The sequence below is a fragment of the Paenibacillus gansuensis genome, from assembly GCF_042684925.1.
GTDB classification, from domain to species: Bacteria; Bacillota; Bacilli; order Paenibacillales; family DY6; genus Paenibacillus_N; species Paenibacillus_N gansuensis.
Map to the genome: position 1 here is coordinate 180,517 of NZ_JBHUME010000009.1, position 20,460 is coordinate 200,976.

11 protein-coding genes are annotated in these 20,460 nt (G+C 53.0%); 1 reads left to right on the forward strand and 10 read right to left on the reverse strand.

The features are described 5' to 3' along the window. The 8 genes from ACFSUF_RS16050 to ACFSUF_RS16085 all read right to left on the reverse strand — a co-directional run bounded on the left by ACFSUF_RS16050 (window position 1) and on the right by ACFSUF_RS16085 (window position 15,030). Complete coding sequence (locus ACFSUF_RS16050) at window positions 1-1,335, reverse strand: cytochrome P450 (RefSeq protein WP_377604231.1); 1,335 nt, start codon at window positions 1,333-1,335, stop codon at window positions 1-3. A gap of 785 nt (window positions 1,336-2,120) precedes the next feature. Then, a complete protein-coding gene (locus ACFSUF_RS16055) occupies window positions 2,121-4,232 on the reverse strand; it encodes an alpha-galactosidase (protein ID WP_377604233.1) in 2,112 nt (703 codons plus the stop codon). A gap of 125 nt (window positions 4,233-4,357) precedes the next feature. Next, window positions 4,358-7,852, reverse strand: a complete 3,495-nt coding sequence (locus ACFSUF_RS16060) for an endo-1,4-beta-xylanase (protein ID WP_377604235.1) — start codon at window positions 7,850-7,852, stop codon at window positions 4,358-4,360. Between the two features lie 94 nt (window positions 7,853-7,946). Further along, window positions 7,947-9,506, reverse strand: a complete 1,560-nt coding sequence (locus ACFSUF_RS16065; RefSeq protein WP_377604237.1) for an ABC transporter substrate-binding protein — start codon at window positions 9,504-9,506, stop codon at window positions 7,947-7,949. A 103-nt stretch (window positions 9,507-9,609) separates the two neighbouring features. Then, window positions 9,610-10,524: a carbohydrate ABC transporter permease gene (locus tag ACFSUF_RS16070; protein WP_377604239.1), complete on the reverse strand. Its 915-nt coding sequence runs from the start codon at window positions 10,522-10,524 to the stop codon at window positions 9,610-9,612. Window positions 10,525-10,552: 28 nt separating this feature from the next. After that, a complete protein-coding gene (locus ACFSUF_RS16075; RefSeq protein WP_377604241.1) occupies window positions 10,553-11,521 on the reverse strand; it encodes an ABC transporter permease in 969 nt (322 codons plus the stop codon). A gap of 115 nt (window positions 11,522-11,636) precedes the next feature. Further along, a complete protein-coding gene (locus ACFSUF_RS16080; RefSeq protein WP_377604243.1) occupies window positions 11,637-13,400 on the reverse strand; it encodes a sensor histidine kinase in 1,764 nt (587 codons plus the stop codon). A 10-nt stretch (window positions 13,401-13,410) separates the two neighbouring features. Then, the gene (locus ACFSUF_RS16085; protein WP_377604245.1) at window positions 13,411-15,030 is read right to left on the reverse strand and encodes a response regulator; all 1,620 of its coding nucleotides are present in this window, start codon (window positions 15,028-15,030) and stop codon (window positions 13,411-13,413) included. A gap of 216 nt (window positions 15,031-15,246) precedes the next feature. Between ACFSUF_RS16085 and ACFSUF_RS16090 the strand changes: the two genes are divergently transcribed. Then, window positions 15,247-17,118 (forward strand): cellulase family glycosylhydrolase, encoded by a 1,872-nt coding sequence (locus ACFSUF_RS16090; RefSeq protein ID WP_377604247.1) that lies wholly within the window; start codon window positions 15,247-15,249, stop codon window positions 17,116-17,118. 54 nt (window positions 17,119-17,172) lie between these two features. Here the strand turns inward: ACFSUF_RS16090 and ACFSUF_RS16095 are convergent, their stop codons facing one another. Both ACFSUF_RS16095 and ACFSUF_RS16100 read right to left on the reverse strand, forming a co-directional pair. Beyond that, window positions 17,173-19,362 (reverse strand): right-handed parallel beta-helix repeat-containing protein, encoded by a 2,190-nt coding sequence (locus tag ACFSUF_RS16095; RefSeq protein WP_377604249.1) that lies wholly within the window; start codon window positions 19,360-19,362, stop codon window positions 17,173-17,175. Between the two features lies 1 nt (window position 19,363). Then, window positions 19,364-20,437, reverse strand: a complete 1,074-nt coding sequence (locus tag ACFSUF_RS16100; RefSeq protein ID WP_377604251.1) for an acyltransferase family protein — start codon at window positions 20,435-20,437, stop codon at window positions 19,364-19,366. Window positions 20,438-20,460 lie beyond the last annotated feature (23 nt).

Consider the following 20,460-nt stretch of genomic DNA (forward strand, 5'->3'; position numbering starts at 1 on the left):
TTACCTTCTATGCACCTTCATGCTGCGTCCGTTTTTAATCCGGAGCGACACCAGCGGTTCAGGTTCCGCTTCGCCCTGGCCTTCCACCTCGGTGAAGCGGAATTTCCCGGCAAGCGTGCTCAGGATCAGTACCGCTTCGACCATCGCAAATTGCGAGCCGATACAGCCGCGTGCCCCGCCGCCAAACGGGAAATAAGCGAAACGGGGCCAGGCCGGCAACCCTTCCTCGAACCGCTCCGGCCGAAAGGCGGCGGCGTCTCCAAACACTTTGTTATTCCGGTGCATGGCGTACGGACTGATAAGAAAGCTGCTGTTCTCCGGGAACGTTTCCCCCTGCAGCTCCACCTGCTGCCCTGCTTCCCGGAGGATGATCCATGCCGGCGGGTACAGCCGTAGCGTCTCCTGTACCACTTGTTTGGCATAAGGCAGCTGTCTATACAGGTCGAAACCGCGGAGGGAATCTCCGCTTGTGCCCTGCACTTCATCCGCCTCCATGTGCAGCCTGCTCTCCGCCTGCGGCTGTTGGGCCAGGCTGTGCCATGCCCACACCAGCGCATTGGCCGTGGTTTCATGTCCGGCCAGCAGCATCGTCATCATCTGATCCCGGATTTCTTCATCCGGCAGCGGTTCTCCCGCTTCCGTCCGCGTATCCATCAGCAGGCCGAGCATCGTGTCGGCATAAGCCTCCGAGTCCCGCTTGGTGCGGGCGATGACGTCGTACACCATCGTTTCCAGTGTGCGGATCGCTCGTTTGTGCCTGGTGTTTTTCGGCGTAGGGACAGCAAAGGGGATAATCAGCGGCGAGAAGAGCGTTTTTGCTGTGAGCCGGATTGTATCGTCGACCGCATTCGCGAGCTCGGCCTTGGCTTCTTCCAGTTCCGTCTGGAACATAGTCCGGGCAATGATGCCGAGCGTGAGCTGCATCATCGTTTCATGCATCGGGACGGTTTCCCCGTCCTGCAACTGTTCGGCAAGGGCAAGGGTTTCCTCTACTACGATATCGGCGTAGGTTTGAATCCGCTCCTTATAAAACACCGGCATCAGGTACCGCTTCTGATGTTGATGCAGCGATCCCTCCGAGGTAAGCAGCCCCTCCCCGATTGTTCTGCGAAGCACCGCCGTGCTGCGCCCCTTCCGGAACGCTTCGTCCTTGTTCACCAGGATTTCCTGGACAAACTCAGGGGAGTTCACAATGTAGGTCGGCCGGAAGGAACTGGTCCTCAGCGAGACCACCTCGCCAAGCTGGAGCGTATCTACCAGGAAACCGAGCGGATCCCGCTGAAAACGGAAGAAATTGGCCGTCCGTGAAGACGGAATATCCACGATCCTCGTCATCCGCACCGCCTCCTTGCTTTTTTATCTCATCATATCGCTGTTCAGCAAGTTTCTCAAATCGGGGTGCGATTGTTGGCACACAAATAAAATAGCTTCCGCCCGTAAAACCGAAGCGGAAGCTATTCGTTAGACTTGCTGTTCATTTACCTGCTTCTATCCTTTCAATCCATGCACAAACAATCCTTGGTTCCAAACAAGTTTCTGTCTTGCACTTCCTTCATTTTCGTTAAAAAAGTTTCTGGTGAGTTCCCGCATGCCCACAAGTTACGGAAAAGTTTTCACCGGCTTTCCCTGTGTGTAACCTGATTACAACATGCTTCGCTTCCCTATTTCATTGGACTATCCCCTTTCGTGCAGTAGTGGATTATTTTAATCGATACAAAGAGCACAGCCCAGTAGCTTTCTTATGCGCTCTTTCCATCGAATAAAACCATATGCTTCGGGTACTGTCTTTTTGAAAAGGTGATGCTGTATCCTCTTGTTCTTTCTTAACCGTATCTTTACAAAATGAAACAAGCCTTGAACAAAAATTACTGCATTTGTGCAGGAAAGATCCATATAGCCGGAGGAGAAAATCCGAAATTGCTGCGAATGTGCAGGATAATTTGCGGTTGGGAGTCCGTTAGGGCAGAAAATGATGCACAATCACAGCAATTCGTCCGGCAAGAAGGCTCATATCGGAAAAATGCTGCATTTTCGCAGGAATTGATAGTTTACGGAAGTCTTCCCCGAAGCTTAGTGGCATGGCCAGATGGGTCAAGAACTTCCCGGCAACATTACCTCATTTATGAATCAACCCCGAAAAAAACGATGGCGGCGCCTGGTTTATCAAATTCCACATCGACTATGACCGAGCCGTCCTCGGTGAACGAAACGGCGGCTTCCGCCGTATGCCACACCTTCCGTACAAGCTGGGAAGAGGCGGACAGATAGCGCTGCTTGCCCGGAACCGCGGCGAACAGCACGATCACTCCCTTGCCGGTTTCTCCGCAAATTTTCTCGTAGACCTCGAGGCTTCCCCCTACCTTGCCGTACCGCGTCATGGAGCCCGCTGTAATCTCGTTTCTTATCTTCTTGTAGGTGCCCAAGATCCGGCCAAGACGGTCCGTACCTTCCTCCGATACGGAAAGCAGATCGCCCCATATCCCGTTATGGCCCAACATAAGCGAACCCGCGCTGATCTGCTGAAAATCGGCCGGATCGTCAGGAAAATAATGCGTCAGAAATAGAATGGAGGGAATCCATTTGTCATGATCATAGGTGGTTCGGCAAATCCAGCTGCGGGCAGGACCCGGATGGAAGAATATATTCCAGTTATCGACGGCCTCGTCGATCGGCACGTTGTAGTTCTGATAATAGGGACCGTTGTTAATCAGAAAATATTTCCCAACCGACAGGAAACCGAGACCAACATAGCGGCCTCCCTCGGTAATATCGAAATCAACGATCGCCTCCGGACAGGCCTCCTGCATCTTTTCCACGATCCGCGTCAGTTCAATACCCAATCGAAAGGCGTAATGATCGCGCCGTTCTTCGCTGGTATGCCCGCTGTCCCCATGCCCGTGCCCGTAATGGTCGCAGCCATACTGCTGCACGGCATCCCATTTGAAGTAGGTGACGCCTAAGTCCCGGGCGAGCCGAATCAGGGTATCGGCGAAATCGTCCGCATAGGGGCTGACCAGGCACATTTTCTCGCTCAACTCGGTTTCCCAGACCGGATGCGGATCGGGCTTGACACCCTGCCAGTGCATGAGATTGTTTTGATTTCTTTGCAGCATCCTGCTTGACAACGCCGCGGAGTTCGGACCGAACCAGAGGCCCAGTTTCATTCCATAACTGTCCAACCGCTCCTTTATCGGGGTGAGACCGCGGGGGAAGCGGTCCGGATTTACTTCCCAGTCACCGGTAGCCGTGTACCAGCCCGTATCGATGACAAACACGTCCACACCGATTCTATGGGCCTTTTCGATTTCGGCCAGCATTCTCTCTTCTGTGATCGAAGCCAGATAACTTTTTCCCCGAAAATGTTTGTCTCTTTCCTGGTTATTCCATGTGTTATAGAAAATATACGGCTGGCGGCTTTCCGGATACAGAGCCATGTGATGCAGCACAAATGCCCGGTAAGCTGAGGTCAATTCTTTCTCTCCGCCTGAAACGGCCGCATATTGGAACCAGATCGTGTCATAATACCTATCCCGGCCGATGGGCTGACCTGTCAAATAGTTGCCTTTCGCGGCCTGTATCTCGGCTAGGCCGTCTGCTGCCAGCCTGAACCTCAGAAAGGAATCGGGCATCTGAGACCCGTGTTCATAAGCGAGCAGCTGTGCATCCTCCCCCTCGCCTCCCCATGACGCAATCATGGGTCCGGCAACGTCCAAACCTGCCGCAAAATGCCGTTCATCCAACGGCTGCTCCTGCAGGCAATAGCTGTGAACAGGTTCAACAAATTCGGAAAAGCGAACCTCTCGGACCTCGGCTTCTCCATCTGCCGTACGGATGGGGAATTGGACGCCGGCATAGGAAATGGCATCCTTGCCCAGAGCTTTTGTCATGACCGATTCCCCGCTTGCAGACAGCCGATACTTGAACCGGAGAACCGGATTATCGTCGGGCACACGGAGCAGAAGGTGAAGCCTCCACTTTCCTTTTGGTCCGAATTCGCCTGTAAGCTCGTATTCGCTCACGCGGTTAGGCAGTATACGCCGGCCCGTTTCCTGCAGATTGGACAGTATTGCTGTACAAGCCTCCCCGTCCAGCTCAAACACAGGGGCATAAATGCTATGGCTGATTCCTGAATGTTTATTGGTATAAGTCAGCAGCGTCGGGGAGCCCTCCTGGACGGACAAAGCAAACCATGGGTTTGATTCCACCCATACGGACTTCACATTCATAGTCATTTCTTTTTGATTCCTTTCTGTTCCCTAATGACTTTTACTTTTACTCATTCCATATGGGAAACAACAGTCCAATGCGCCAAGACGGCGCATCGGACCGTTTGCTTTCCTCAAGTTGTTGCGTAAGCTTACCGTTTCCCGGACGGGTTATTACTCCGGTTGTCATGATCGGTGCTGACGGTCACCCAGGCTGGCTGTGATTCGTTACCTGCTTCATCCGCCGCGGTTACACGGAAGCGGTAGTCCGTATCCTTTTTCAAATCGTTCACTACATAAGTCAATGTCGTTCCGCTTACCTTACCAAGCAGTATTTGATCCTGATAGACCTGATAAGACACAACGCCCGCATTGTCGGTCGATGCCTCCCAGTTCAGGGTTACCGCTGTCTTCGTCGCCGTTCCGATCAATGCGCCGGGGACGCCCGGTGCAGTCGCGTCCGGATCCACAACGACCTGGGTCGTCCAGTTCTGGATGCTGCCGTCTTCCGCCTTAACCGAGTAAACAACCGGCTGTGTGAAATCCACCGCCTCCCCGCTAACCGGGATGACGGCAGCTTTCTCCGAGACGGTAACGGCGGGCTTCAGGGCAGTAATATCCGTGCCGTAAGGCACATGTACCGTAATGGTCCTAGACGCCGCGTCGATCGTTGTCTCCCCGGTCTGACCCGCCAGTGTAAAGCCTGTAATCTCTTTGCTGGTGGAGGCCGCCGTACCGGTAAGATGGACCTGTGCGAACCGGTAGGCCCATTCCGCCCCGCCGCTGAACTCGATTTTGAAATACTTCATACCGGACGGGATTGGCGTTTCGTTGGTATCGACATATAGATCGTAGCCGTATTGGGTTCCCGTATAATCAGCCAAGTCGTTCATTTTGGTTGGTTTCGCGGCCACTTGGGTCCAACCAATGCCGTCAGGCGAAGCATAATAGCTGATGGTTCCATTGTTACCGGCCATATTGTGCAGGCGCATTACCTCAAATTTGTCGAACCGTTTGAGCACCGAAGTGTCGTAGACGACGCTTTCCGGACCTGCGTTGCCCCAGGCAAGCTGGATCGCTTTACTGTGCTCGCCGCTGAACAAGGATTCGTTTGTAATGATGCCGTCTGACTTGGAGTACACTTTGGAGAAATCGTCGAAATAATCGTGAATGGCATCGACCTTAACGTCGTTAAATACATTGTCCGTCTCGTCTGTGGCAAGAGTCAGATCGGCGAGCTGGGTCTTCAGCGCCGCCGTCCCTGCCGGCCACTCGAACCGGATATAGTTCATATACGGAGGAATGCTGCCAGGCTGCTTGATCTGCGCTTTCTTCCATGTGCCGGACACCGCGCTCTCCCGGACGATGGTTTCGGCCGGCGCCCACACCTTGCCGTCCGGTGATAGGGAAATTTTCATGCGGTCAGAAAGGGCCGCATTGTCTGAAGACTCATAATAAACTGCAGCTGCAAAACTCTTCACATTCTTGAGCCGGTACACAGCCGCTCCGGCTTCCGGCGAATTTTTGGCTATCCGCCCGGTGTCGCCGCCGAAAATATCCGCATCGGACGCATCGACCTGCAGATTGGCGCTGGCGGTATACATGCTGTCTTTATTGCTCATCGAATCGTGCAGCACGATACCCGGAATGATGGTATGGTCTGCGAGAAGCTGTACGGCGATCTCATTGGGCAAACCGCTGTGGTTGCTGTTTTTTATCTGGAAACCGACTTTCTTGGCTTTATCGGTTCCGGTCACGATAATGTCATAATCTCCGAGGAACCCTTCCGTTGTGAAAGTACCATCCGAGCCGGTAAACCCTTCTTCATCGGTCCACAGCTCCTTGAACACGGTATCGATATAGGCCTGACCGTTGGGACGAAGCGACCAATCTTCATTGTAGTAAGCCGCCGGCGGATACCAATGCCGTCCTTCCCAGAAGCCCCAGCTGGTAATGGCGCTGACTTCGGGACGGCTGAACATGGCCAGGATATAGTCCCGGGTAAATTGGGCTTGCGCATCCACTTGGGCCTGCACGGGACGGTACGCATTGATGTCGAACTCCGTAATCTGCAGGTCGAGATTCGGATATTTCTCGCCGAATTCCGCCGTATTGTTCAGTAGAACCGGTATGGAAGGCAGGGACGCCGCATTGTAATGGCCTTCTTCCCCTACCCCGTCAATTCGGGCGTTATCGGCCAGAATACGGTCAACCAGACTGTACAAATAATCGCGGATATCGTTGCTCTGTCCTTGCAGAAAACCCGATTCGTTCATATAAAGGCCGGCATGAGGATCTGCCGTATGAGCGCGGTTAAAGAGCTCGGAGTATATTCCAGTTCCTAACGCTTCCACGTCCGAGCGGAAGTTGAACGGCTCATTTTTGACATTCCACTCTTTGATGCGCCCTTTCAGGGTCCCGGCAATATCGTCGATGTGCGCCAGGATGGTCTCCTTCATCCAGCTGTCGGCGGCTTCCTGCCCTTCCGAAGCTGCTTTGCTTTCATAGATCTTCTGCAGATTCTTGCTGTCATCGGGATGCCATGGCAAACCCGTCCAGGTAAGCACGTGACCCTTCACCGGAATCCCTTTCTCTTCCAGCTTCGGCAGCGCGTTCAGAACCTGCTGCTTCCCGAAGTCGTCGTTCCAGGCGCCGTACCATGGCTCCCAGGTCAAATCGTTCTCGAAGGTCGCTTTGTTAAACAGCTGGTAAAATTTTTGCTGAAAAATGCGGTCGGCCGGTGTTGTTCCATTGAGATGGAGCGCAGGCACCGCAGAGCCGAACCCGAAAGCGTGCCGCTTCATATTGACTTGTACCTTAGCCCCGGATACGGGGTTGCCGCTGCTGTCGGTGACGGTGACCTGAATCGGTCCTTTGCGGTGGTCCTGAATACGGGCAGCCGCCTCCGCACGCCATGGCGCAGCCGCCTCATAACCCTCGTAAGTGAACTTGAAGTCGCTGGCGGGCAACTTGCTCTTGTCGACATCTTTCGGATATTTGATGGTTGCGAAGCCGCCAATCAGCACCGTTTGTTTCTGAAAACCAAGCTGGAGTTCGGCGAACCAGGTCGGTACGCCGGTATTGTCCCCGGCATCGTTCGGGGCGGCGGAGGTAAAGTAATACTTTTGCCACTCGCCAGTTCCGTTCGTCATATTGCCGGGCGTATAGGTCCAGTTGTTCCACCCGTTGCCGTAATTCTTCAGGCTGAAGAACGACTCGGCCGTTCCGGTCTCCGCACTGCTTGAAAGCTTCTTGAAGTAAACGACTGTCAGGAAAATATCGTCCTTCTGAACCGGTGTCGTGATTTTATGTGTCAGATCGATTTCATAGGCATTCGGTCTCTTGGTCGTTGTCGTCACTTTGATGGCTTTGTCGAAGGGCATTCCTTCGGCCGGGTCCACATCAACCATTTCCTTGGATGCCCAGGAAGGGTCAGCCACGTCCAGATTGAACCCGTTGATAACGTCTGTATAAGAATCGCCGAACATGAAGGTTCCCGCCGGAAGCCCTCTGCCCTGCATTTCGCTCATGAGAACGCTGTAGTAAGCCGCGTCGGAAGCTTGCGCTTTTGATGTAAAATAGCCCGGGGACACCAGCATGGCAACCATGGAAATGAGAAGGGAATACACCAATACCGCTTTCTTCATCACTAAACTCCTCTCTATGCCTGTAAACCGCCCCAATCGCCGGAGCTGGCTGCGTCGATTGGGGCGGACAGGTACATATGCGGTCACGCTGTTTCTATTTCTTACCGGCCATGAACGCGTCGAATTGCTTCTGTTTCTCGGCAATCACCTTTTCCAGACCGGCTTTTTGGAGCTTCTCTTTCCACTGAGGAATAAACTTGTCGGAATCGACGCTTCCCGTCAGTACAGGTACAGCGAACTGCTTGTCGACGTTGGTAATTTGCGTGATTTCATTCTTTACAGGCTCCAGATCAAATGTGAATCCGAAACCGGGCGATACTTTGGCCTGGGCATTAAATGCCTTGTACTGTTCCCACTTCTGGGGATCTTCATTGCTGTACAGATAGTTCAGGAACTGATTCCCCATCATCCAGTTGTTGCCGGGGTTATAGCTGTCTTTGTTCAGCGGCTCGATGACATTGTCCGCCACTTTCTTGTAATGCTTGCCCTCGATACCGTTGACGAGAAGATTCAGGAGTTCCTTGTCCGAGTGCAGCAGGTTCATCAGCATCATAGCTCTCTCAGGATCCTTCGATGTCTTGGAAATAGCCAGCATCGAGTTGGTCGTATCCCCGGTGCTTGTGTACGGCTCCGTCAACGGAATTTGAACTAGCTTCACACCGGTCGCCGCCTCCACTTCCTTGTCCTTACCCGGCTTCAGCGCCGTAGTCCATGCGAAGATCTTTCCGGCTTTCGCCATATCCTCCGATGCGGCTTTCGTCGTTGCCGCATCCGCATTGATATAGCCCTTTTTGAACCACTCGCGGTTCAGCTTGATCTTCTCCAAATAGCCAGGGTCATCCATTTCCCATGCAAATGAGGTGCTTCCCGGCGCAAGCGAGCCGGGAACGACATTGTCGCTCAGCCTTTCCAGTCCGTTGATATACTGGACAAATATGGTCCCTTCCGTTATATACAGCGGCGTTACATTGGGTTCATTCTCCTTGATCGTCTGAAAGAGCGGTTCGAGATCGGCCATCGTCTTGACCTTGCTCAAATCGAACTTATATTTATCGACAAGATCTTTTCTGACCAAAATCCCTTGATTTGAAGCGCGTTCTTTGTTTGTCGGAATTGCATAGATTTTGCCTTTTACTCTAGGCCCTTCAAGGAAGATAGGGTCCAAGTTGGCCAAAATATCTTTCCCGTGCTGCTGCAGCAGGTCATCCAGTTCTACATAGGCACCCTTAGCGACACTTTGTCCATAGCCGTTCCAGGTGGCCGTAAAGATGACATCGAATTTCTCGCCCGTCGACATCATGAGGTTGGTCTTATCTCCCCAAGCGCCCCAATCTATAGGCTGGATATCGATGCTGGCATTGATTTTTTCTTTAAGAATCTTGTTCATCGCCTCCTCTACCAGCTGCTCATCCTTCTGTGGTCCGCCAGGATAGATCAAGGAGAGGGTAACCGGTTTCAATTCTTCCGTACCGGTATCCGCCGCATTCCCGTTGTTTGCAGCCGCATTCGTTCCAGCAGCCTCCGTGTTGGCCGGCGATTCATTGACTTTACTATTCCCTCCGCTGTTGGCTTCCTTAGAGCAAGCAGCCAACAGCAGGCTGACCAGCATCATGATAGCAAGCAGAAGTACCCCTTTATTTCTGGTCTTGTTCATCGATAAATCCTCCCCAGTGTTATTCAATACGTGCTGAACCGCTATATTCCAACCGGATTGTGCGTCTGCGCCGGTTCCGGATTCCGGTACAGACGGTCCGGGGTCAGCCTTTGACGGCGCCTACTGTTAACCCTTGGACAAAATATTTTTGGAAGAACGGGTAAGCGACAATGATCGGGCCCATACCGATGACGCACATGGCCATGCGGAGGGTCTCGCCGGGCAGGTCCGTGATGCTGATATTTCCGGACAATGCCTGAGAATTGGAAGTCAGGTACTGGATGTTCAGTATGGTTTTGTACATCAGGTACTGCAAGGAAACCTTATCGGGCGAATCGATGAAGATCAGGCTTAAAAACCATTCATTCCAGTAGCCCAGTGTGCTGAACAGCGACACCGTTGCCAGAACAGGCAGGGAAAGCGGGAGCACGATTTGAAAAAAAACCCTTACTTCTCCCGCGCCGTCGATTTTGGCCGACTCGATAAGAGCCGGGGGAATCGTATTTTGAAAGAACGTGCGGATGACCAGGACATAGAACGTATTCATCACGGAAGGAAGAATAAGCGCCCACAACGAGTCTTTTAGATCTAAATACTGCGTGTAAATCAGATAGAACGGCACCAGGCCTCCGCTGAACAGCATCGGGATGAATACCAGCATCGAAAAGAACGATTTGTGCCGGAAATCGATACGGGAAATCGGATATGCATACAGTGACATCACCAACAGACTAAGAATCGTGCCTGCTGCCGTGACAAGGATGGTCACGCGGTACGCGCTGAATATAGCGTGCGTATCCGTAAACAACACCCGGTACGCATCCAAACTCCACTGCTTTGGAAGCAGGCGGTAGCCGTCGGCCGTAATGGAGCTTTCCGCCGAAAAGGAAACGGCCGCCACGAGCAGCACCGGAATCAAGCACAGCAGGCAGTAAAATATAAACATGAGATGAATGATGGCATCCGATTTTCTTGAGATGCTGTTGACGGTGGTTCCCATAGTTAGATTTGCAGACATTCTTTTACTCCCTCTCCCCCGCGGCTTGTTAGAACAGCGAGCTGTCCCGGTCGATTTTACGTACGATCAGGTTGGTCAATACGACAAGCACAAACCCGATAACCGATTGATACAATCCTGTTGCCGATGCCATGCCCACATCTCCAAGCGTCTTCAGCGCCGTGTAGACATACGTATCGATAACTACGGTTTTCTCGTACAGCAGGCCGGAGTTCAATGTAACCTGATAGAACAGGCCGAAATCCGCATAGAAGATTTTGCCGACCTGCAGCAGCAGGATGATCGTAATGACGGGCCTAAGCAGAGGAAGTGTAATATAGACTGCCTGCTGCCGCTTTGTAGCTCCGTCGATGACCGCAGCCTCGTAATATTCCTTGTCAAAACCGACGATGGCTGCCAAATAGATCACAGTGGCATAGCCGATATCTTTCCATACCGAGACTAGCGGCAGGATAAAGGGCCAGTAGCTTGCCTCGGCATACCAATCGACGGCATCCAAACTAAGCAGGGGGAGGATCGTCGTGTTTACAAAGCCGTATTGCGCATTCAGGAAAGCGTAGCCGATATAACTGACAATGACCCAAGAGAGAAAATAAGGCAGGAACATCACCGTTTGGTACACCTTGGCAAAAAAACGGATCCGCAGCTCATTCAGCAGCATAGCGAAGGTAACGGCAATCAGGAGATGAAGCAGGATGAAGACGAGGTTGTACAAAATGGTATTGCGTGTCATCAGCCAGGCATCGTCCGTCAGAAACAGGTATTTGAAATTATCGAATCCGACCCATTTACTGCCGAAAATCCCGTCGCTGAAGGTATAATTCTTGAACGCCAGCACAATGCCGAACATCGGCAGGTAGTTGTTGAGCAGCAGCATGGCCATGCCCGGAACCAGGAACAAATACAGTCCCCAGTGTCTTCTCATGTACCCCGCTAATGTTTTGTTGGGCTTCTTTACAGGCTGTGCGGATAGCCGTTGTTGGTTAACTTGCATCATATGCGCTCCTTCCGGCCCGTGGACAAGGCGGTTACTCTCTATGCCCTGATTATACGGGCCGGCTGGAGGCGATTCTATGACGTGCGGTGACACTTTTTGCTGGCAAAATACCTATTTACGCACCTTCGGCATCCGCGTGGAAAGCCTGTTCCCTGTATGGAAGAAAAATGGTAACTACTGCGCCGGAGTCCTCTCCGTTTGCGAAGCGGACGCGGGCGGAATCGCCGTATTTGATTTGAAGCCGGTTGAGTACGTTCCATATCCCAAGGTGGCTGTCACCCCAGCTTTCCTCCAGCTTATTCTCAGACAGAACGTGCAGGCTTTCCTGCGTGAAGCCCCTGCCGTTGTCGGTAACGGTAATGATGACAAATGGCTGATCATACGGGGACCCGCTTTCCAACCTCGCTTCGACACTCACTGTAAAGACGCTGGACCCGTTCATCATGCCGTGCTTGACCGCATTCTCGACAAAAGGCTGAACCATCAGCGGAGGAACCGCCATTTCTCCCAACCGGTCATATACATGGCACTCAAAGGCAAGCTTGCCCGGAAAGCGCAGCTTCTGGATTTCCATATAACTGCGGATATGAAGCAATTCTTCCTCCAGCGTGATCAGAGATCGGTTCGTACGGGTGGCAAAACGGAAATAGTCCACGAGATGGACGGCCATCTGCTGAATCAAACTGTATTCCCGGATCTCCGCCAGGCTGTAGACGACATTCATTGAATTCATATAAAAATGGGGATTGATCTGCGCCTGAAGATGCTTGAATTCCGCATTTTTGGCACGCAGCTGTTCGTCATACACACTGATCTTCAAATGCTCGATTTCGGCAGCCATATGATTGAAGGATTGCATGAGGAACCGGAATTCGTTGGAGGCTTTTTCCTGGAGGCGGATATCGAATTGGCCGTGAGACAGTCTTTTCATACCAAAAATCATTCGCTTGATGGGCCGGTAGATGATGTTGCGGTAGAACATAAAATAAAGGAGCAGAATAACAAGGACGGCTGCAGGAGTCCAGTAAACAGTGCGTTGATAATAAGTAAGATTGTCCAGCAGCCGGTTTTCCTCAATTAACACTACATAGGAAAGAGGGGCATTCGAGGAGGTTGACCCGATTGCCAAATATTTCATCCCGTTATCGCTCTCTACTGCGGCATAGCTGGGCCGGCTGCCGTTCCACAGACCATAAGCCCGGTTGCTCCATCCGGCGTGTACGTATTGTGTCAGTACCTCCCCCTGCCCGCCGACAACCATCGCCCGGTCCGTCCGTTCGCCGTCCTGCACGTTCCAGGAGCGCGTCAAGGTATCCATCTCGATCCATGCGCCTGCATAGAGTCCGGCATTCAACTCGATGATTTTGGTCAAAACATATCCCCGGCCTGTTCTGGCGATGCTCCAGTCGGAGGTGTTCTGCTTTTGGTTCAGCAGGTTCGGCAGGCGCTCCTTAATCTCGTTCATGGTCGTGTAATAATTGGTATTGGACCCGATCAGCATATCATCGTTGGAAGCGGAATAGACGAACAGGGCATCAATTTGATTGTAGAAGCCGATATCTGCGCTTAGTTTATCGCTGACCCCTTTTCTGGCTAGCCTATATTCGTCGCTGTCCTGCGGGTAGGCGTTCAACAGCGTAACATCCGTTACATCCCGCAGCTTGACCAGATATTTCTGGGTCTCCAGCAGCGTCCTGTCCATATTCCGGGCATAAGCCGTAAGCAGATTGCTGGTGGACTCCGATACTTGATGGCGTATCTGGTTCATCGCATACAGATTATTTTGGTAAAAAAGATAGACCGGCGGTGTGATGACCAGAAACAGAACGAGCAGAAAGTGGACATGCAAAGAATTGAAAAAAGTTCGAAGACCGGCCATAAGTATCTCCTTACTCGGACAAAATCCGATGATTTCTGCGGAATTGAAGCGGGCTGATCCCTACCGTTTTCTTGAACAGCCGCGTAAAGTGAGGAAAGCTTTCGTATCCGACAATGGCGGCGATATGCTGAATCTTAAAGGAACTGTTCATCAGCAGCTCCTTGGATTTCTCCATGCGCAGCCCGATAAGGTAGTCCGACAGGGAAATGCCCGTCTCCTTCTTGAACAGCCGCGACAAGTAGGCGGGATTCAGATAAACCAGTTCAGCAAGGGCATCGCGGGAGAACGGCTCCGCCAGATGGTTCTGCAAATGCGCCTGCACGCTTCGGATGACAGAGGAATCTGACTCTCCCGAGACCGCCTTGAAGCCGGCGCATCCGATCGAAAGCATTTCGAGCGTCCACCGCTCGAGATCCTGCAGGGATTTCACATGCCGCGAGTCGCCGTTTAATTCATTCCTCCTATAGATATCGCTGACGGATAAGCCTTTCCGGTCCACAGCCGAATAGATCATCTGCCGGAAACCGTTATGAATGGAGATCAGCCGGTTTAAATCAATCGGCTCCTTAGAGATCCTCTGGAAATAGCCCCTTACGTGCGACAGCAGCTCCTCCTCCTGTCCGGCTTCGAAGAGAGCGGCCAGCTCCTTGAATTCCGGCAGGCTGACCGGAACGGATTGCTTGGGCTCGGCCGGACTGCCGACCTGCTCGATTATCGTATTCCGCTGCGTAACATTTCCGCGCTCCAGATTCTCGAGACTTCTGAACGATTGGACGATGCCCGGTATTGCGGTTCGTTCACCGATGTAGCAGGAAATACGGCTGTAGAAGCTGGCTTCGCAAGTCCGGATAAACGCCCTGCACCGCTCCTTGATGCCTTGGGGCACTTCCTTCTGTTTGTTCAAATACAGAATAACGAAGTTAATCCCATCCCGATCCAGGATGACCGCCCCTCCGTACCCATCCAGTATGATCTCCTCCGCCGCTCTCCGCATGGCATATTCCAATATTTCCTCGTCCCGCGAAGAGAACTCCTGCTTCCATTCCTCGATGCTGATCATGATGGGCAGTATCTCCGAGTCCCTTTCCAACGGAATGCCGTACATACGGAAAGACGACTCCAAACTCTGCGGCGACAAAGGAATTCGTTCCTTCAATATATCCTGCCATAACCTTTCGATCAGCAGCGGCAGCTGGTTGTTCCATTGGCTGGAGTACCGCTGAAGGTTATCGCTGATCTCGTCCAGCTCCTGTTCAAGCCGGACCTGCTCCAGCGCTTTCCGCACCGCTTTGCCCAGCTCGCCGAAATTGACGGGCTTAAGGAGATACTCCAGGCTGCCGAGCCGAAGCGCTTCGCGCGCGTATTGGAAATCGGAATGGCAGGTAAGGAAGATCGTCTCTACTCTGGGATAATGCTCCCTGACCCACTCCTGCAGCTCCAGCCCCGATTCCCCCGGCATTTCAATATCGCTTATCATCACATCGACGGGCTTGGCTGCCAGGATGCTGCGTGCTTCGTCGGCGCTCCCCGCCTCGTAGACATGGTTCACCTGTAATTCCGGCCATTGGACCCCGGATTGAATAGCTTTAATCGCATACCATTCGTCGTCCACTATCAGCACATTGTACATAGTTATCCCTCGATTCGAATAGGTCTTGGCAACTTCATCGGATGGCTACTCCCTTCATTATAAGTCAGCCGGAAGGAACGATTATACAGCCTAAAGAAAAATGGTCACTATGAGGCAAAACTTATCACAGGGAAGCATTCTCCTCAGCAAGTCCGAGGGGTATGATAGAGTGGTAAGCGCTTACAAAATTTTGAATGAAAGAGGAGTTGATCATTGATGAAAAAGTGGAGTTCCCTTCTGGTAAGCCTGTCCTTATTGGGCGGCCTGCTGGCAGGCACCGGGGTTCCCGGCAAAGTATCGGCCGCCGCCCCCGAGATTGGCAGGAACCTGGTGGACGACCGCGGTTTCGAAAGCGGTACTACTGCAGGGTGGACGGGACAAGGGGCCACGCTTACGGCCATCCAGTGGTACCCTCGGCTTGGCGGGGCGTGGAGCATGCGGGTAACGAACCGAACCAATACGTGGGCCGGGCCGGTCTACAATCTTCTCGGCAAGATGAACGCAGGCCAGAAGCACCGGTTCAGTGTCTGGGTCATGCAGGACAGCGGCAATGCCACGGAAACATTCAGCCTTATCGTTCGCGCTACGGTAAACGGCGTACAATCGTGGACGACGCTCAACTCCCGCTCGCTCGCTAAGGATAATTACGGCCGTTTGAGCGGGGAATATACCCTGCCGAGCGAAAACGTGACGGAACTGGTCTTCTATATCCAGTGCAGCAATCCTACCGTCAACTACTATGTCGACAACGCCTATGTCTCCGCCGTTACCAATACCCAAACCTTCTCCAAAATCAAAGTGTCCGGCAATAAACTCGTCGATTCCGCCAACCAGCCGCAGCTATTCAAAGGAGTAAACGCACTGCCGCCTAACGAAGCGTATAACGATTACTGGGATCCCTATTATTACCGTAAAATGGCATCCTGGGGCGCCAATGTCGTGCGAATTCCCATTCAACATGACGACTGGTTTCTAGCCGATGAACAAAAACGATGGGATCTGCTCGAGCAAGCGATTCAATGGGCAGCTGACTACGGGATGAGATCGATTATCGACTGGCATGAAATCGGCTCTATCGCCACCGGTTACAGCGACAACAACGACCCTCCGACCTCGCAAGCCGATTTCAACGCTTTTTGGACCAAAGCAGCCACCTTGTACAATAACGACCCTCGCGTGCTTATGTACGAAATCTTCAATGAGCCTCTTACCGCGACGGCAACGCAAAATGACTGGATCACCCAACGGAATTGGGCCAACAACGCCGTTTCCCTGATCCGGGGGATCGACGCCAACACTCCGATCGGCGTGGCGGGGCTGAATTACGCGTCCGACCTGCGCTACGCGGGACAGTACCCGGTAAGCGGCACCGGGCTGGTCTACATTACACACCCATACTCCTTTATAGCCGAAGCTAACTATGACATGCTGTTCGGCTACCTGGCGGCCTCCTATCCGCTGTTCGCAACGGAGCTAGGATATGATACGTCCGAAGTGTACAAAGAGAGCCGTTTTGTCGGTTCATCCCGCTATCGGGAAGCCAATATGGCCCTGATCAAGAAATATAATATGCACTGGACGGCCTGGCACTTCGGCGTCTACGGTCCTGCGCTGCTGACGGATTTCAATAACAACGGGACTTCCACTTATACCCCGACGGAAGCAGGCAGCTTTTACCGGGACAAAATCCTTCAAGTGGAAGGAACCGATTTCGGCACTTCACCCGCCTATTCGACCGGCACCGAATTCGGCAAAGCCCACGACGACAGCGTGGTCACCTATTTCGATTACGCACAGGCCAATGGAGGGTATACCGGAATCGACGCAGGACAGAGTTACCGGATTGCCAAAATTAAATTTTATCCTCGCCCGGGCTTCACGGGACGCATGGCCGGCGGCAAGTTCCAGGGATCGAACACGTCGAGCAGCAGCGGTTACGTCGATCTGGCAACCGTAAGCTCGGCCTCCGAAGGATGGAACGAGATTACCGTCTCGAATACGGGCAGCTATCGTTATCTGCGCTATCTGTCGCCGAACGGCAGCTACAGCAACGTAGCGGAAGTCGATTATATTAAATACGTCCCGTAACGCAAAAAAACCGGGAAGCCTTCTGGCTTCCCGGTTTCTTAATGTCTGTGCCGCTCATTGCGCCTCATCCACTTCGCGCAGATCCAGTACGGCGCGCCGCAGCTCGTTTCCGCGGATGTCGAACTTGGGAGCTCCGACCCCTGCGTCCACAGTGGAAATGGCCATGGCCCGCAGGTTCGTTTTGATGGAATTGCCGGCGATGACCGCGCCGCCGACATCGGACGCCTGATCCGCGGCTCCGTAGTTGTTGATCTTGATCATCGCCACGTTCGGTTCAATCAGCTTCTCCGCCGTGATCTGCGAGCCCGTGATCTCAAACCTGTTCGCTGCCTGCACATATACGGCGGCCGCGCCGTAGCCGATCGCCTTATTGATGGTGAACTGCGAGTCCGTCACCATCACGTCCGACTTCGGGCCCGCGATGACGAGGCCCGTACCGTTCGATACAAAGGTACAACGGTTAAATCGGTAGCTCCCGTCCCTGTTGGCGATAGGCCCACCCTCTCCGTTCTCCGGCGCCTCCAGTACGCAGTTGTTATACGTGCCGGAAGGCAGATCCAGCCCGTACTTGCCGTTATAATCCGTAATTTGTAACCGGTCGAACGTCGTCCCACTGCTACCGCTGCCCGTAATGCTCTGCAGCCTAGAGGGACCTGAAATCCTGACATCCTTGAAGCTCGCAGGGCCGCCGTCCACCACAAGCCCGTACTCCTGCTTCTCATGATTCACGATCGTAACGTCCTCAACCGCAACCTGATACGGCGCCTCACTTTCTACCGTCAGCGTGGAGTCCGTAAGATGGAGCCCTTTTACCTTTATATGATGGCCCTGAAACTTGACCCACCCGTTCGTCATCTGATTGTTCGTAAACGACAGCTCATGGCGGACCAAGGCGTTGGACCCCTCAAAGACATTGCCTGTCACCTCGGCCTGCCGGAACAGATTCGTCACCGCCACGCCTATGGCGCCTTGGGACTGGAGCAGGTTGCCCTTGATCAGAGCCTTTTTTCCGTTGAAAAGAATCACATCATAAGCCTTGTTGTTATAAAACGTGTTTCCAATTATTTCGATCCGGCTGTTCGGAAAAAAACCGCCCTCCACATCAATCCCGCCTTGAGGAGCGGTCCCGCCCATATCATGAATGACGTTGTTCGTTACCAGCACCTGATCCGCGCCGCCAATAGTGATGCCTAATCGGCGGTTTTGGGAAATATCCGAGTTGCGGACGATCACGTTAGTAGACTTTATTTGGGCATAGGTCCCGATTTCGACGCCTTTGGCACTGCCCTGTGGGAATACGACCCGGTAATAACCCGCCCCTTTGGGGATCGGAATATCGCTGTAGTAAATTTCCTGACGGTTCAGTTTGCTGATGAACGTGCCGTTCTTTTTATAAAAAAACACCTCGAACAAGCTTTCCTTGGACATCTGCTTCGGACGGGCGAACTGAAAGAAAGTTCTTTGCTTGAAATGCTCCGCGCGAAATTGGGTTTTGGACAGCTTCCGGCTGCGGATTTTTCCCTGATCCTTTACCGGTTTCCCGCTGTCATCCAGACCTCCCTGCTCAAAATCCGCCTGGTACAGCGTATCCACGTAATGATCGTCCGCTCCGACACAAATGCCGTCCCCTGTAAAGCCGAGGACCGTAACCCCGTCAATGACCACGTTCCGCGCACCTTCCAGCAGGATGCCATAACCCGACTCATGCGTTCCGCCGGAAGAATAATCATGAGTATCCCTATCCCCCTTGTACGTTCCGCCGATCAAGGTAACGTTCTCCACCCCGGGACCCAGCATCATCGTTTCGTAGCGGGCATAGCCATTGGATTCCTTTTGGATGACGGCCCCCGGGTCCATTACGAAGGTTAGGTTGCTGACCATCTCGATCCGGCTGTCCTTATCGATCAGATACAGTCCCGCGGGCAGCAGCACTTCGCGGATTCCTTGCTCGGAAACCCATTGCAGGGCGCGGTTTATCCCCTTGGTCGTCTCCTTCGGATGAGTGCCGTCGTTGGAAATGTTCCATCTATCCAGGTCGATGACATGCTCCGGCTGCACATGCATCGGCTCCGCCTTGACGGCGCCAGCCTGCAGGGGCTTCACGGGTGCCGGCTCCTCCGCATCGGCATGCACCTGCGTATACGGAAGCACTGACACCGTCTCCTCCTTGGAGTTATAGCTGACAGCAAACCCCGCCATACAAAGCGCAGCGCCGGTCAGCAGCAAGAGAGGCCATTTTCGCATGTTACACCACCTTCGCTTCCGGTTGGATTGGGTTGTGGACGGGAGATGTTTTCCGGGAAACCAGCTTTTTGGTGAGCCAGGCCGTGACCGGTTTTTCAATCAGGGCATGAACGGCACAGCCCCCCGCCGCCGCCATCAATATCGCCGCCCAAATTGTTAAAGCGCTGCCAAGCCAGCCGGAAAGCGGAGATTTGGTCAACAGCAGGAAGCAGACATGAAGCACAGGAAGCTGGGAAATAAAAATGGAGTAGGACGCATTCCCGAGATACGTGACGGGCTTGGGAAGCTTGCGTTCTTTTTGCAGATCGAGCACCGTAATTCCCGTCATGATCAGCACAGCAAAGGCACAGAAAAAGTAAGGCGTATGCAGCGTAACATAATGATTCACATTGTTGACCCAAACGGCAGCAAAACCTGTCACGCCCAGCACGATCATCGTTCGCGGATAAGGCAGCCGGTAATGCAGCACGAGGTAAGCGATCAGGCAGCCGGCCAGAATCTCCAAATGGCTGAAGTTAAACAGAAACGACTGCGGATTTGCCAGCAGCCCTGTTTCCATGAGCAGCGTACATCCGATCCACACGGCCCCTAATAACGCTGTCAGGCGGGGACTAACGATCAACAGAGCAAAGGCCGCATAGAAAAAGACAACATAACTCAGCGACCAGGTCGTAGCAAGAATCGGATCCGTAGGCAGGAGCAGCAGCGAACCTGCAATTACGTCCGCCCTTGTTTCATGGCCGTCCCCGATCTGCGGGAACACCAGGATCATCGCCATCACCGCCATGGTGAAGAGCCAGTGCATCGGGTAGATTTTGACGGCGCGTTTAAGAAGAAACGTCCCGGCTTTCTGCGGTTTCCCGAGATAGGAATGGTAGAGATAATAAATCATAAATCCCGAGACGATAAAAAAGAAATCGATGCCGCCCGTCCGGTCCCACCTGGCCAGATTAAACCAGTCGTAGTCCAGATATAGCACGGATACCTTATTCGCGTGGCCCATCAAAATAAAAAGAACCGCAACGGCCCGGAACACATGGACTAAAGACAGCCTGCCCCTTGGTTTGACAGCCATAATACAAGCCTCCCGCTGACCTT

What these genes read in the sequence shown, in the direction of transcription:
- ACFSUF_RS16050 (WP_377604231.1), bottom strand. Translation starts at nt 1,335, where the DNA reads ATGACGAGGATCGTGGATATTCCGTCTTCACGGACGGCCAATTTCTTC.
- ACFSUF_RS16055 (WP_377604233.1), bottom strand. Translation starts at nt 4,232, where the DNA reads ATGACTATGAATGTGAAGTCCGTATGGGTGGAATCAAACCCATGGTTT.
- ACFSUF_RS16060 (WP_377604235.1), bottom strand. Translation starts at nt 7,852, where the DNA reads ATGAAGAAAGCGGTATTGGTGTATTCCCTTCTCATTTCCATGGTTGCC.
- ACFSUF_RS16065 (WP_377604237.1), bottom strand. Translation starts at nt 9,506, where the DNA reads ATGAACAAGACCAGAAATAAAGGGGTACTTCTGCTTGCTATCATGATG.
- ACFSUF_RS16070 (WP_377604239.1), bottom strand. Translation starts at nt 10,524, where the DNA reads ATGTCTGCAAATCTAACTATGGGAACCACCGTCAACAGCATCTCAAGA.
- ACFSUF_RS16075 (WP_377604241.1), bottom strand. Translation starts at nt 11,521, where the DNA reads ATGATGCAAGTTAACCAACAACGGCTATCCGCACAGCCTGTAAAGAAG.
- ACFSUF_RS16080 (WP_377604243.1), bottom strand. Translation starts at nt 13,400, where the DNA reads ATGGCCGGTCTTCGAACTTTTTTCAATTCTTTGCATGTCCACTTTCTG.
- ACFSUF_RS16085 (WP_377604245.1), bottom strand. Translation starts at nt 15,030, where the DNA reads ATGTACAATGTGCTGATAGTGGACGACGAATGGTATGCGATTAAAGCT.
- ACFSUF_RS16090 (WP_377604247.1), top strand. Translation starts at nt 15,247, where the DNA reads ATGAAAAAGTGGAGTTCCCTTCTGGTAAGCCTGTCCTTATTGGGCGGC.
- ACFSUF_RS16095 (WP_377604249.1), bottom strand. Translation starts at nt 19,362, where the DNA reads ATGCGAAAATGGCCTCTCTTGCTGCTGACCGGCGCTGCGCTTTGTATG.
- ACFSUF_RS16100 (WP_377604251.1), bottom strand. Translation starts at nt 20,437, where the DNA reads ATGGCTGTCAAACCAAGGGGCAGGCTGTCTTTAGTCCATGTGTTCCGG.